Here is a 14,921-nt window from a genome sequence, read left to right as displayed (position 1 = left end):
TTGCTAGTAATCGTATGTTTAAAATTCATCTGTTACACAACCTTTTGAGGCTGAAGAAACAGTTTTCGCATATTTGTAGAGGACACCTCTTTCAAATTTCAATTCTGGGGCTACCCAGTTCTGACGTCTTCTTTGTAATTCTTCTTCCGATACCTCCATTGAAATAGTATTGGTTTCTGCATCGATCGTGATAATATCGCCATCCTCAACTAATGCGATGTTGCCACCTTCTTGCGCTTCAGGAGTAATGTGGCCAACCACAAAACCATGTGTACCACCCGAAAATCGTCCGTCAGTAATTAAGGCTACATCTTTTCCTAAACCAGCACCCATAATGGCTGCGGTTGGTTTGAGCATTTCTGGCATACCCGGACCGCCTTTTGGACCTTCATAGCGAATAACAACTACATCGCCCTTTTCAACTTTTCCATCTCTAATACCGTCATTAGCGGCATATTCACCTTCAAATACTTTAGCTCTTCCTTTAAAGCTCAAGCCTTCTTTACCCGTAATCTTGGCAACACTGCCTTCTGTAGCGAGGTTTCCGTAGAGCATTCTTAGATGCCCAGAAATTTTTATTGGTTTTTCGATGGGTTTAATCACATCCTGTCCCTCTGTAAGGTCTTCAACATCTAACAAGTTTTCCGCTAATGTTTTTCCGGTTACGGTGAGGCAATCGCCATGTAGTAGGCCTTTCTTGAGAAGGTATTTTAGAACCGCAGGAATACCGCCTATAGCATGAACATCTTCCATAAGGTATTTTCCGCTAGGCTTCAGATCAGCCAAAAACGGTGTATTGTTGCTTATATTTTGAAAATCTTTAAGTGTGAAATCAATCTGAGCTGCCCTGGCAATTGCCAAAAAGTGAAGCACTGCATTAGTAGAACCACCTAAGATGGTCACTAATCTGATGGCATTTTCTAAAGATTTTCTGGTGATAATATCTGAAGGCTTTATGTCTTTTTCTAAAAGAACACGAATAGCTTCGCCGGCTCTTTTGGACTCTTGCTTTTTATCGTCACTCAATGCTGGGTTCGAAGAATTGAATGGTAATGCCATACCTAAGGCTTCGATTGATGATGCCATAGTATTTGCGGTATACATACCACCGCAAGCACCTGCACCCGGACACGCTTTTTCTACAATGCTTTGGTATTCGTTTTCGGTCATGGTCCCAGCAACCTTACTTCCCCAAGCTTCAAAAGCAGAAACCACATCTAGTTTTTTACCATTATGACACCCTGAATCTATCGTGCCACCATAAACTAAAATTGAAGGTCGATTCAATCTTATCATGGCGAGCAATGCACCCGGCATATTTTTGTCGCAACCCACTACAGTTATTAAACCATCATAACTCATGGCTTGCACCACTGTTTCCATAGAGTCGGCAATAATATCGCGAGATGGCAAGGAGTAACGCATTCCTGGTGTTCCCATGGAAATTCCATCGCTTACACCAATGGTATTAAAGATCAAGCCTACGACATCTTCCTTTTGAGTTCCTTCCTTTACTAATTTGGCCAAGTCATTGAGATGCATATTGCACGGATTCCCTTCATAACCGGTGCTTGCAATTCCGACGATAGGTTTTTCAAAATCTTCCTTGGTTAAACCGATGGCATGCAACATGGCCTGTGCAGCAGGTTGTGTTGGATCTTGCGTAACCGTTTTACTGTATTTATTTAATGAACTCATACTGCTTTTGAAAGATTTTTAGAACGTTCACCTAAGACTTCTTGTTTATAGAGGTGCATTAATTTGTAACCGAGTGTGCTTTCCCATGATTTTGGAAAATGATATTCATCGATAGATTTAAGTCCAACAACTTCTGCGGCCGTACCTGTAAAAAAAGCATGATCAGCCTGTTTCATTTCTTCCAAGGAAAAGTGTTTTTCTTCTACTGGAATGCCTACTTCCTGACAAAGTTCAATGATTGTAGTTCTAGTAATTCCAGGCATTATATGACCTTTCGGAGGCGTAAATAGTTTGCCATCCTTTTCAATAAATACATTGGCGCCAGAGCACTCAGCAACATTATTATTCATATCTAAAAGAATCGCTTCGTCATAGTGTGAAGCACTAGCCTCATTTCTCGCTAATATGGAATTGATGTAATGTCCTGTGACCTTGGCGTCAACAAAACACGACTTAGGGTTAGGTCTCTGGAAAGATGAGGTTCTAACTTTTAGGAGTTTATCGCCCATGAGTTTACCCCATTCCCAACATTGAATGATCAGTGTAGATTCATCAGATGAGCCTAGTCCCATATTGGCGCCTGTAGTTATAATTGGTCTGATATATGCATCCTGAAGCTCATTAAGCTCAAGCAATTTATAAGTAATGTCAATGAGTTCATCGATGGTATATTGAAATGGAATGTTCATCACCTTAGCGCCATAGTGCAAGCGCTCATAGTGTTCTTTGGCTTTGAAGATCTTAGTACCAGCATTTGTTTTGTAGGCTCTAATACCTTCGAAAACACCATTTCCATAATGAAGTGTTTGACTGTAGATATCGCCTGTTGCAGACTTTGGATTAATGAATTTACCGTTTTGGTAAATGATGCTATTATCTTTAGAATACATGGAAATTAATTATTTAACCATCGAAATTAATTGATTGTTGTAGGTTATTGCCTTCAACTTTGTAGTCTAGCTTAAAATCAAGTGTTAAAAAAAATAGCTAAATATCTTATTATCAATTAATTAAATTGATTAAAATACAATACCCAAATTGAATTATTAATTAGGAAAGTGCTGATTTTGAAGTAAAAAGAGGTGATTTTAAGGATTATAAACCAAAAAACCCACTCGTTTGAGTGGGTTTTGCGCTTTTGGTGGTGCCTCCAGGATTCATGAGTTATATGTTCCTTCGGAACCAATTTTGCAAATGCAAAACCACGCTACTGTGGCAGCTAGTTTTTTGCTTTATTCGATTTTTAATGCAAGCATTATATCGTCTAAACCAAAAAACCCACTCGTTTGAGTGGGTTTTGCGCTTCTGGTGGTGCCTCCAGTACCATTTTTTAGTTTAAGCTATGTTATCTTATTTTAATCAAAAATGTTTTAAACCTCTGTTATTATTGAATTTAAAGTTATTGTAGTATAAAATAGTTATATTTGAAATAACAATGATTCAACATTATGTTGTCCCTTTTGTTGTCTCTCTTAATTTATAATATTAAAATATGACTAAGACTATAAAACTTACTTCTGGAACAGCAAAATACAGGTTAAAAGAGCCAAATGCAAAGAAGGAAACATCAATAATATTAGATTATAGTTTTGGGCGAAACAATAGAATCAAATTTTCTACTGGTTATAAGGTGAATCCAAAATATTGGGATGACTCAAACCAAAGAATCAGGGCTATTTCTACAATTGAAAATAGAGAATCAGTTAATGCTGATTTAGCAAAATACTTAGCGGAATTTGTAAAGGAGACCGTAAATCTAGATGATGTCGAAAGGACTAATAAATCAATCCTTAAATCACTGTTGCAAAAAATTATTAGAGGTGAACAGAAGGATGTATCAATACCGAAGTCTTTCTTTCAATATGCAGACAGCTTTATTTTAAGAAAGGAAAGTCTGTCTAAAAGTATTACTAGTGCTAAACTAAGTCCTGTAACTGTAAGATCTTATAAACAAACAGTAAATAGGCTTCGAGATTTTAGCAATGAATTGGGTTACTCATTAGACTTTAATACCATTGATTTAGACTTCTATTATGAGTTCATTAAATACTTAGAAAAGAATAATTATACAACTAATACCATCGGGAAGCATATAAAAAACTTAAAGACAATTTTAAATTCAGCTACAGAGGAGGGTTACAATTCAAGTTTAAAATACAAACACAGAGAATTTAAAGCTCTATCTGAAGATACTGTTTCCATTTATTTAACAGAAGAAGAAATAGATGCCATTTATGATGTTGATTTGTCAAAAACTAAGGATTGGGAATTGGCCAGAGATATTTTTTTAGTTGGATATTATACAGGACAACGAGTTTCAGATTATAATCCCATAGTACAAAATCAAATTAAAAAGTTTCAAGGAACAGAAGTCATTGAATTTAAGCAAAAGAAAACAAGTAAGAAGCTATTTGTACCTCTACACCCAAAATTGAAGAAAATTTTCAAAGACCGATATGGCGGTAATCCACCGCCTGAATTGAATGCACCCGACATCAATGAGTTCATAAAAGAGGTTGGTAGAAAAGCGAAAATTGATAGTGAGATTCCTTTGGAAAGAAAGATGAATGGAAAGGTGATAGAGCATACTGTACCGAAATATAGTCTTATTCAATCGCATACGGCAAGACGGTCATTTTGTACTAATGCATACTTGACAAAGATGCCAGTCATTGATATTATGGCAATAAGCGGACATTCGACGGAACGAGAGTTCTATAAATATATTAAGGTTACACCTCAAGAAAGAGCTGTAAAAATTGCGGACAGTAAATTTTTCAGATAAATAATATGGTTTATAAAGATGTTTTTGCATTCAGAGATAAAAAAGATCAAAGTGAGTTTTCACTTATTGATTACAGTTATTTAATTGATAAATACAAAGATGACAACCTTAGACTTGATGAAAACTTCAATCTTAAATATTTCCTATCAAAGTTTATATTAGATGTTGATATTTTAAGTACTAAGGACTTTTTAGAACATCATTATGATTATTGTGATGATCCTGAAGAGTATTATAAAGTGCTAGAATTAAAAGTTGTTCCCACAGTAGAAAATGTTATTGAAGAATGCCAACCTTATCAAATGGGTATGAGCTATTATAAAGAAATACCTCTTGAAGATGATTTTGTTAATACAGAAGGTGTGATAAAAAAACGTACGTTCGAGAACAATTACTTTAAACATTTTACTTCGGCTACAAACAAAAAGCATGAGTTACAAAAGAAATTAGAACTGCTAAAAAGTTTTGTCGAAGAATATAAAGATCCATCACCAGTTACTTCTTTAAAATGGCTGGCGGGTCCTTCAGAATTAGGGGTAATCATAGAGGAGTTGATTACAAAGGGTTATTTGGATGGGCCAAAGTCTAGAGGTGAGATTAATAATAGGCGGTTAGCAAAGGAATTGATAAAAATTTTCAATTGTAATGAAAATGTGGCTTTGACCTCTTTACAAGTATATGTTAATCCTAATAACAAAAAAAATAAACAGGCAAAAGAAAACTTTCATTTTACACTTTTCCCATATAACAAAAAGGACGGACTAGATTAGGTAAGTATGTATACTTGTGTGTACTCTAAAATCAGATGTTTTTTTATCAATACCATAGATTTGTGATGTTCATAATTCAAATAGAGCATCATGAATTCAAAAGAAATAAGAATATATAATTTATCGCCTGATGAGTTCAAGGAGAGTATTCGCTCTATTGTTCAAGAGTTAATGCCTCAACAGAAAAAGGAGGTAAATAAACCTGCATTTTCTGACGAACTTTTAACAGTTGAAGAAACTCTGAAGCTCTTAAAATGCTCCAAACAAGCACTATGGAATTGGCGTAAAAATGGCATCCTTCCTTCCTACCGTCTAGGAAACCGCGTTTACTATAAGAAAAGCGACATATTTAATAAACTAGTAAAGCAAGTTTAAGATGGTTGGACACATTATTCTACATAGGGATATTATGGAGTGGGAGTGGTACCAAAGTCCCAACGTATTTCGAGTTTATATACATCTGCTTATTAAAGCCAATTTTAAAAACAAAAAATGGCAAGGGAAATTAATAAAGCGTGGACAATTAATTACTTCAATAGGTCATTTAGCATCCGAATTAATGATTTCAGCTCAATCAATAAGAACTTCACTTTTTAAACTTAGTGATAGTAATGCCATAGTATTGAAGCCAACAAACAGATTTACGCTAATAACCATTGTAAACTATGATAATTACCAAACGGCCAAATCTTACAGTAACAAACAAAACAACACTCAGTTAACAAACAATCAACACTCTAACAACAAACAATCAACAACTACTAAAGAAAGAAATAAGAATAATAAGGCTAATAAAGAAAAAATAGAGTTGAGACGTAAAAAATTCAAAAACCAAGTTTTTGAACACTCTCAATATGATTTTAAAATTTTAAATAGTTTTTATAACCACTGGAGCGAGTTAAATATTGACAAATCTAGAATGAGATTTGAAAATGAGCGTTTTTTTGAAATTGACAAGCGTCTGTCGAAATGGTTGATAATGGAAAAAAACATCAAATCAGTGGTCGTTAAGTCTAATGAACCAAAAAAAGTAATAGGTAATAGATAGGTATGAAAAACCAAGCTAATAATAACGACGATTGCAGAATAATTTCTGAAAAAATCAGGATGGAGCTAAAACAAAAAAGCATAAATTCTAGAATAAATCATCCATTTACAAAGAAAGAACTTTGGGATGTTTTCACAGATACTTATGAAAAATTGTTTGGTGTAAAATTCGTTTATACAGATGAATATTTAAAAAATAATTGGGCAGTAATATTCAATTATTTTTTACACGATTTAAATTTTTACAGATCAAATAACCTATTTCAAGATGATGTGGTACCGATGTACAATAAAGGACTTTTTGTTGCAGGTCCAGTAGGAGTTGGCAAAACTAGAATAATGAAATGTTTTGAAAAGATTTTTAAAAAATACCCACCTCATAGATTCAAAACAGTTTCTACTGATGATGTAGTTCAGGAATTTGAAGGACTAAAATGTCCTAATGACAAAAAAGAATTTTTTAATAAATATTCGACAGGTGTAATTCTATTTGATGATTTACATTCAGAAAAAATTGCTAACAATTACGGAAAAACTAATGTGATGCTGAGAATAATTATGAATAGAGAAAGAAATAATTGTAAAACACATTATACCATGAATCCTATACCTGGTTTTGAGGAGTTACCAAAGGAAAATTTACTACAATTAGAAGATTTTTATGATGCTAGAGTAGCAGATAGAATTTTTGGTATGTGCAATTATGTAACAATAAGGGGTAAAAGTAAAAGGATGTAAAACGTTAAATAAAACTTTATTTAACGGAATTAGTGTGTAAATAATGGAGAACTATGGAAAAAACAAGGTTTTGTAAACATTGTAAACAACAATTTGTACAGAGGAGAAGCAACCACTTATATTGTAATGCCAGTTGTAGGACAAAAGCAAGCTATAAGAGAAACGGTTATAAGTATATTTCTGGGCATTATGAAAAAAGTGAACTTTCAAATACTGAAAATCTACCCGAGCTTACAAATATAGATGATTTAATATTAGTTGTTCAGTCACTAGAAAAACGTATAGAAGAACTTAATAATAGAAAAGGTGTCGGAACAAATTCTCTAGGGGAAGCGGCTTTGGGTACAATAGCAGCAGACGCAGGAGTATATGCTGCAAAAAAATTGTTTGCGCCAAAATCTTTACCAGCTACGAAAGGTGATATTATATTTTTAAGGAAAGAACTAAATGAACTAAAAATTATTATCCGTAATTTAAAGACTCATTTCTTGTAACTCTGATAATTTGTTTTGGACTATCTCTTCTTTATAATGCAAGTTTATTAAAATGATTACATTAATAGTCTTATAAAGTTTATTAAATGAGTAATGGCAAAATTAAACACATACAAGATGCTGATATCTCTAGCGCAGGAGACGATTTTCATATTCTTTGGACAATAAAAAAATCTTTAGAATTATTAAATTTTGATGATTCGGGAATAAAAGCAATCTATATTGAAGATATTGAACTGTCAGAATCAAATCAATTAGATCCAACAGGGGAAAATTTACTAGGTGTAGATCTAAGCGAATATTATGGTGCTGATAATTATATTGAAGCTGAAAAAGTTGTTATCTCCCAACTAAAATATAGTACGCTTAGAAGTAATAAGAATTATACATTAGGCGATTTATATAGAGGAAAAAAAAGCAAATCTACTGAAAATTCATTGGTTCACAGGTTAGCGAATATATTTAAGATTTATTTAGATGAATTTGGTAGAGAGTCTGTTTTAAAAAAAGTTAAGATAAAATTAGTTACAAATAGAAACTTTAATCCTAATCATCTCAAGTCTATTAATGATATCAAAACTTATCTACTTAAAAAGAAAGGAAAAGTAAGCTTTAATGAGGTACTCAAGGATATTCCCGGGAATAGTGATTCGTTAAAAAAATTATTTGCGGCTTCCAGATTAAAAGTAAAAGAGTTTACTGATTTTATAAGGGTACTTGATTTGGAAGATTGCGGAACCGATTCGCGGTTTAGTTTAAAAATTGAACTTTATAAAGCAATTTCTAGAACATCACATACTTCGAAAATCCAATACAACGAGTTGAGAGCAATGGTTTTTGACAAAATGATGCCTGAAGCTAGAAATGAAAGAAAGATAACTAAAACAGATATAATTTCAGTTTTAAGCTTTAAGGATGGTAGTATTGAAAATTTATTTCCTGTGACTCAAAGTTTTGAGGATAACAAGAATAGTATTATAAGAGAGCAATTAGAATCGATAATTTCTAAAATAGCAACAAATACAGATTTTCTTCCAATTTGTATTCACGGTGGAGCTGGGATAGGGAAATCAACTATAATTCAACAAATACAAAAATATTTACGAAATAGCGATGAGTGTATAACCTTTGATTGTTATGGTTCAGGGGCATATCAAAATGCCGAAGACAATAGGCATTTACACAAAAATGCACTTTTACATATTTCTAACGATATTGCTAGAAAGGTTGGTACAGATTTTTTAATATTTCATTTTCCTATGGAGAGTGATGTTTATATTAAGGAGTTTAGAAAAAGAATTGTACATGCAGTTGAAATTTTGAAGGAGAGAGATAAAGATGCTACTCTTACCATTATTATCGATGCAGCTGATAATAGTATTACAGCAGCTAATAATAATGGAGATAAAAGTTTTGTTCATGATATTTTAAATATGGATATTCCCTCGGGTTGTAACCTAATTGTGACCACCAGAACACATCGAAGAAATACACTTAACTTACCGGAAGATTACATTGATATTGAGTTAGAACCGTTTAGTCTAGAAGAAACGACTCTGTTCACAAAAACATACTTTCCTGAAATTTCAGAACAAGAAGTTAAAGATTTCCATAAATATACTTATGGTATACCAAGAGCTCAATTTTATTCAATCGATTTGAAGAAGAAAGGTATAAAAGAAGTTATAAATTTTTTAAAGCCAAATGGAAAAACAGTAGAGTTACTTATTCTTGATAAAATTAAAGAAGCCAAAAAAAAGGTTTCTAATATCGAGAAAATAGTTATAGATGATTTTTTTAGTCTTTTAATTGGGTTGCCAAGACCTGTACCTATAAATTATTTATCAGAAATATTAAATGTTGATCAAAGCTTTCTATTAGATATTTCATCTGAAGTCTGGACTGGCCTTATATATGAAAATAATAGTTTTGAGTTTCGGGATGAAGATTTTGAAAATTATATTAGAGATAATTATTCATTAAGTAAGGAAAGGTTAAATCAAATAACTGAAGTTTTTCTTAAAAATGCAAAGAATGATAGTTATGCTTCCGTTAATTTGGGTAACTTACTTTTTCAGTCAAAACAAAATCAATTATTAAAGGATATAGTTCTAGAAAGAAAGTTCTTATTACTTCCAGAAGACCCAATAAAAAATAGAGCAACTTATATAAGTAGGACAAGATTGGCAATGAAGGTTGCTGATAATGTTGATGATAATTTAACATATTTTAAACTTATATTTATAGCTGCTGAAGAAGCTAAAAAGGAGAAAGCCTTAACGGCATTATTAATTGATTACCCAGATTTAGTTTCCGAATTTGGAGATGATACTTCGCTTAATAAACTAAAACTCAATTCAGATGAAAAATCCTGGGCTGGCTCTTTTCATATGAAGTTAGCAGGTCTGTATTCAAGAGAGACAGAGAATCATAAAGCCGCTTTAAAACATTTAAAAACAGCTAAGGAATGGCTTAATTGGAGAAGTGACTCTGTTAAAAAAGATGATTTGCATAAATATCCTATTTCAAGTAAGGACATAGCTTATTACACAGAAGCAGTTTTGAGATTAGTCGGTTTTGACGAAGCCTTGAGTTCAATTAATAGTTGGACACCTAGAGACGTTAGATTATCTGGGGGAAATTATTTAATTGAGAGTTTATTTTTATTCAGTAATAAAACAGAAATTAATAAATGGTTTAAAATAGAGCCTTTAAGAATTGATGCCAAGATATTTGTTATTACTAAATCCTATAAATATGGGATGCATCAAGATTTACAGCTAAAAATAATTGCCAGTGAAATTGAAAAAGTTCTATCCAGAAAAGTAATTAAATTCAATATTAAATTCAGACTATTATTGGTCGATTTCTGTGAGATATTAATATCTAATGATATTGATAAATATTTGGTAAACAATATTCTAAAACATATTAAATTTGAGTTACCAGGGTACATTCCAAGCTTTTATCGAAGACATGGTAGTGATGATGGTGCAGACAGAATAAATTTATTTTTAAAGATTAAATCTTTAAAAGCATTTCTTGATGATAAGCTATTGTTAGTCGAAAGTTTACTTCCAGCTAAATATAATGATATTGATAAGACTGAAGATTACAAAGAGAAAAGCTCTTTAGAAAGAGAGAAAAAAGAGTTTACAAGTTTCTATAAGCATGTTTTACCCATATTTCAATTAAATACGGATTTTGTTTCTAAAAAAATAACTGTTGAAAAGGCAAATATTACAATTAGGAATATTTGTGAGTCTTTTGCTGGGGATTATAATTTTAGATTCGAAAACGGATATAGTTATAAAGAAAAAGTAAATTATTTTGCCGGCCTTCTAGCAAACTTTGCAGTAAAAATCAACGATAATGATTTAATAGATTTTCTCGTTACATCCTTAGATAGCAACGCAAGTAAAATTGCAATGAGATTTTGGATTGTTGAAGAAACAATTCACGTAAAAGTCTTCTTAAATAAAAATCTCAAAATGCTAAGTGAAATTGATGAATTAATTAAAACTGGTTCAAACCCTTCATCACAAAGAATAGAAAGTTATATAAAATGCGCTTTATTAAGTCGAAAAATAGACTTTAATTCTGGTAAGTATTACTTCAATGAAGCTATAAAAGCAACGGAAGAAATTGATTTTGAAGCATTCTCTAAAATCAGTTGTTTGTCAGATTTAGCGAAGATAGGATTTGAAAGAACAGACCCTAAACTTGCTCATGAGTATGCTAAGTTTACAGAATATAGTGATTACATGTTAGAGGGTTATGATAAAAAGCATTTCCCTTATAAAAATGCTTTATATGGAATTGCAGATATCAATTTTAACTCAATGTTTACGATAGCCTCTAGATGGCATCACAGAGGTGTAATTAGTTTGTCTAAATATATTGTAGCTATTTTAAAGTTTTCTTTAAAGAAAGGTAAGATTAATCATGTTGTAGCGGGTTCGTTGATTCCAATGTATCACTATAAATATTATACAGACGAATCGATTGAACTTTATGATATGATTTTGACTAAATACGATGAATCAAGAGACTTAATCGGTAAAACTAAATTTGTTGAAATTATTTATAGAGATTGCTTACTTCATAAAAATAAAAATACGTTAAATCATATTTATAATGCAATTAAGTCAGGTGCGTTTGTTGAAATGCAAATAATCCAAAAAATTAAAGCGTACTTAAACTTTAGAGAAACAATTGAAAAAGAAAAAGAAAGCAGATATTCTAATGATTTTGATAAAGACAAATTCGTCCATGGAATAGACCTTAATAGTATTGATATTAATTCTACAAGAGATTTAGAAAAAGCTATTAGCACTATAATCGAAAATAGCGACAGTTACTCTAATAGATGGGAAATAGATAACTTTTTGTCTGAAATAAAAAACAATTGTCAGCCTAATGATTACTCAAAACAATTGGATGCTATTGTGGATATCGACTCAGGGCTTTTGAGTTTCTATTCATTTGAAGATGCAATTAGAGAACGGTTAGAGGAATGGAGTTATTATCCTTCTTTAAAACAATGGAAAAAAGAGAAGTTTAGATATGTCATTCTAACATGGTTTGAAAACTTTGATTATGGAAATTCTCTTAGCATCGGTAAATTGTTAGAGTTCGCTAAAATGTTTGGTTTTGACGAAATTCAATTAGGAGAAATTATACTTAAAATTTTACCAGAAAAAATAGAAGTATTAACTGATGAATCTATATATAGTGTATTTTTCTTAATTAAACATAGGCTCACCAAAAAAAATAATACCGAAATTTTTAATTGGGTTTTAACTCGATGGAATAAAAACATAAAGCTTGAATTTAGAGATGGCTTATGGACTGATAAGCTACTTCCACCAACAGATACCGACGAAGCTATTGCAAATATTTTACGATTGTATTTAGGACTTCCAGATAAAGAACTAAGATGGGAAGCAATTCATAGCATAAGAAATCTAGTTAATCTTAATAATAAAAGTATTCTTAAATATCTAATTAAAGCTCAAAATGAAACCACTTGTAATCCATTTCAGAATGAGAAATACATTTTTTATTGGATTTCTGCCAAATTATATCTTTGGATTGCAATAGATAGAATAAGTGCTGAAGCTCCCGAAAAACTTGTGGACTTAAAAGAACTTTTTATCAAAGAACTTCAAAATGAAGAGTTACCACACGTGTTAATTAATTTTTTCATTAAAAGGGTCTGTCAGAACTTATTAAAATATAATGATAAGATCTACAACAAAGATGAACAAGAAATAATTGCAAATGTCTTAGTAAGTAAGTTAGACAAAGTAAAAGAAGAATCATATTCAAGAAAGCAAAGAAGATATAATTCAACTTTAGACAAAAGTTGGAGGTTTGATTTTGATGGTATGGATGTCTTACCTTATTGGTATAGCAACCTTGGAGACATTTTTAATTTATCTGAATATGATGTCGCAGACATAGCTGATAAATATATTGTAGAAAAATGGGGTTATACTGGCGATATAAATAAAGATGATTATACTCGAAATTACGATTGGGGATTGAGGGATAAGAGAAAAGGAAGCAATCCGCAAGTTGAAAGTTTAGACACTTATTTTGAATACCATGCTATGTTTTGTGCTGCTAATGAGTTGTTAGCGAAAGAACCTCAATTAGTAAATTATTATGATGACGAAGATGATTACGATTCATGGGACTATTGGCTTAAATCTAAAGCCATCACTTGGAATGATTTTTGGGCTTCAGATTTACGAGACCCCTTACCTCTGTTAGATAAGTTTTGGACAAATGAGTATGATAAATTTGATAAAGAATGGAGAGATACAATTAACGAAGATAAATTTGATAAAGAAATTGGTTTTTCAGAATTTTATAATGAAAGATTTATTATTCCTCACGCTGGGTTTACACGGTATTTTGGAGATAATAGTGAAACCGTCTATATCCGTTCAGCTCTTGTTTCAGTCAAAGGTTCTGATGCATTATTAAGAGCTTTTCAGAGTGCAGAAGACCAGCATGATTTTGCTTTTCCTATAGAAAACGATGGAGAGCGATTTGAAGTTAAGAATAATGATTTCATCTTTAAAAGCTGGTTGAAAGTCAATGACACACTATATGATGGCTTAGACAAGCATGATTCTCTAGCAAAAAGAGCAGGTAAAAGTATTATCACTTTTGGAACAAATATCCAAGAGGCTTTCCAAATTGAATTTAGTGATGATTTAAAGATGGCGCGGCTCGATGATAATCAAATATCTTCGTTAGAATTTTGGGATGAAACAAGTGATAGTAGATATAGGGATATTAAAAACATTGAAAGTTCCGGAGAAATATTAAAAGTTGATATTAATTTCATATTAAATTTTCTGAAAATGGAAAATTTGAATATGATTATAAAGTGTCAAATAACCAAACAACTCAAGAAAAGTCAATATAGAAGTGATAATAGGAAGCAACCTTGGGAACATACGAAAATTTATTTACTAAAGGCGGATGGAACAGTCAAAACACTCAGAGGAAGAAATTTTAAAATTGGGTAAAAAACTAATAAAGGAATTAGATTTAGTTTATACAACAAATACCTTGGCAAGATGGATGGCTCATTATCTTGCTGAATTAATCAATAATATCAATAAGTGCCAGTCCAAAGAAGAAAAAAGCAAACTTCAGAAAGAATGCTGTGATACTATATTAGAAATATGGGAAAAAAGAGAAAGAGTACCAATTGAAAAACCTACTGAAAAATTAAAACCAATAATTGATGTCATTTCATTACTTAAAAAAAACGAAAATCCGTTTATTCGTCATAAGTTTTTAGATAAGCGAAATAGATTAAAGAATAGTAATTCCAGTTGGCTCAACTTTTTGGAAATAGTAATAAAAAATTCGGAAAGAATATATCGTAAATCATTGATTGCAATGGTAAGTGAAGAACTTTTAGAAAAAGATAAAGAATGGATTGATGAGCATGGCAATTTTTTATCTGATAACGAAATGAGCGTAGTAGAATATTTAGACTCAATAAGGGAATTAGAAATTTCTATTCATGGAGAAGAAAAGAAGGGAGCAAGTGAAAAAGAAAAAGTTCTATATTTATTTAATGAGTTAGAAGAGCAGATAGATGAGCAGAAAGAAGAACTTCTGAAGCTGAAAAAAATATTATTAAAAAGCAGTAAGAATCTGAATAAAAAAAGTTAAGTCCAAATTGTAACTTGACTTACGATTGTTTTTGGAGTTGTTGTCAAAGATTACTTATAGTTTTTATAGAAGAATGATATGTCAAGATTAAGAAGAAAAGAAACGCTTGCTTCCATAATGGGATTTGGCTTTATCCATTTTGAGTTCCATTTAATTGAGGATTATATGAATCATATGGAAACTCAC

10 protein-coding genes are annotated in these 14,921 nt (G+C 31.6%); 8 read left to right on the top strand and 2 right to left on the bottom strand.

Going from position 1 to position 14,921, the window contains the following annotated elements; translation table 11 throughout:
* Positions 1-18 precede the first annotated feature (18 nt).
* Both ilvD and DDY94_RS01195 read right to left on the bottom strand, forming a co-directional pair.
* Positions 19-1,698, bottom strand: a complete 1,680-nt coding sequence (gene ilvD / locus DDY94_RS01200; protein ID WP_111682195.1) for a dihydroxy-acid dehydratase — start codon at positions 1,696-1,698, stop codon at positions 19-21.
* A complete protein-coding gene (locus DDY94_RS01195) occupies positions 1,695-2,588 on the bottom strand; it encodes a branched-chain amino acid transaminase (RefSeq protein WP_111682194.1) in 894 nt (297 codons plus the stop codon). Before DDY94_RS01195 ends, ilvD begins: the two co-directional genes overlap by 4 nt.
* A gap of 602 nt (positions 2,589-3,190) precedes the next feature.
* Between DDY94_RS01195 and DDY94_RS01190 the strand changes: the two genes are divergently transcribed.
* The 8 genes from DDY94_RS01190 (at position 3,191) to DDY94_RS01155 (ending at position 14,735) form a co-directional block, all read left to right on the top strand.
* A complete protein-coding gene (locus DDY94_RS01190; RefSeq protein WP_111682193.1) occupies positions 3,191-4,483 on the top strand; it encodes a site-specific integrase in 1,293 nt (430 codons plus the stop codon).
* A 5-nt stretch (positions 4,484-4,488) separates the two neighbouring features.
* Entirely contained in the window at positions 4,489-5,253 is a 765-nt protein-coding gene (locus tag DDY94_RS01185; RefSeq protein WP_111682192.1) for a hypothetical protein, read from the top strand.
* A 90-nt stretch (positions 5,254-5,343) separates the two neighbouring features.
* On the top strand, positions 5,344-5,628 hold the full coding sequence (locus DDY94_RS01180) for a helix-turn-helix domain-containing protein (protein WP_232817793.1): 285 nt from the start codon (positions 5,344-5,346) through the stop codon (positions 5,626-5,628).
* Position 5,629: 1 nt separating this feature from the next.
* Positions 5,630-6,301, top strand: a complete 672-nt coding sequence (locus DDY94_RS01175; RefSeq protein WP_111682191.1) for a hypothetical protein — start codon at positions 5,630-5,632, stop codon at positions 6,299-6,301.
* A gap of 2 nt (positions 6,302-6,303) precedes the next feature.
* Complete coding sequence (locus DDY94_RS01170; protein WP_157957209.1) at positions 6,304-7,038, top strand: P-loop NTPase family protein; 735 nt, start codon at positions 6,304-6,306, stop codon at positions 7,036-7,038.
* Positions 7,039-7,091: 53 nt separating this feature from the next.
* Positions 7,092-7,532 (top strand): hypothetical protein, encoded by a 441-nt coding sequence (locus DDY94_RS01165; RefSeq protein ID WP_111682189.1) that lies wholly within the window; start codon positions 7,092-7,094, stop codon positions 7,530-7,532.
* Between the two features lie 86 nt (positions 7,533-7,618).
* Positions 7,619-14,077 carry an ATP-binding protein gene (locus DDY94_RS01160; RefSeq protein ID WP_111682188.1) on the top strand — a complete coding sequence of 2,153 codons (6,459 nt, stop codon included), beginning with the start codon at positions 7,619-7,621 and terminating at the stop codon, positions 14,075-14,077.
* Positions 14,031-14,735 carry a hypothetical protein gene (locus DDY94_RS01155; protein WP_111682187.1) on the top strand — a complete coding sequence of 235 codons (705 nt, stop codon included), beginning with the start codon at positions 14,031-14,033 and terminating at the stop codon, positions 14,733-14,735. The genes DDY94_RS01160 and DDY94_RS01155 overlap by 47 nt, the downstream gene beginning before the upstream one ends.
* Positions 14,736-14,921: the final 186 nt, after the last annotated feature.

Source organism: Winogradskyella tangerina, assembly GCF_003260205.1.
In the GTDB taxonomy this organism is placed as follows: domain Bacteria; phylum Bacteroidota; class Bacteroidia; order Flavobacteriales; family Flavobacteriaceae; genus Winogradskyella; species Winogradskyella tangerina.
This window is presented reverse-complemented; position numbering and strand designations above follow the sequence as displayed.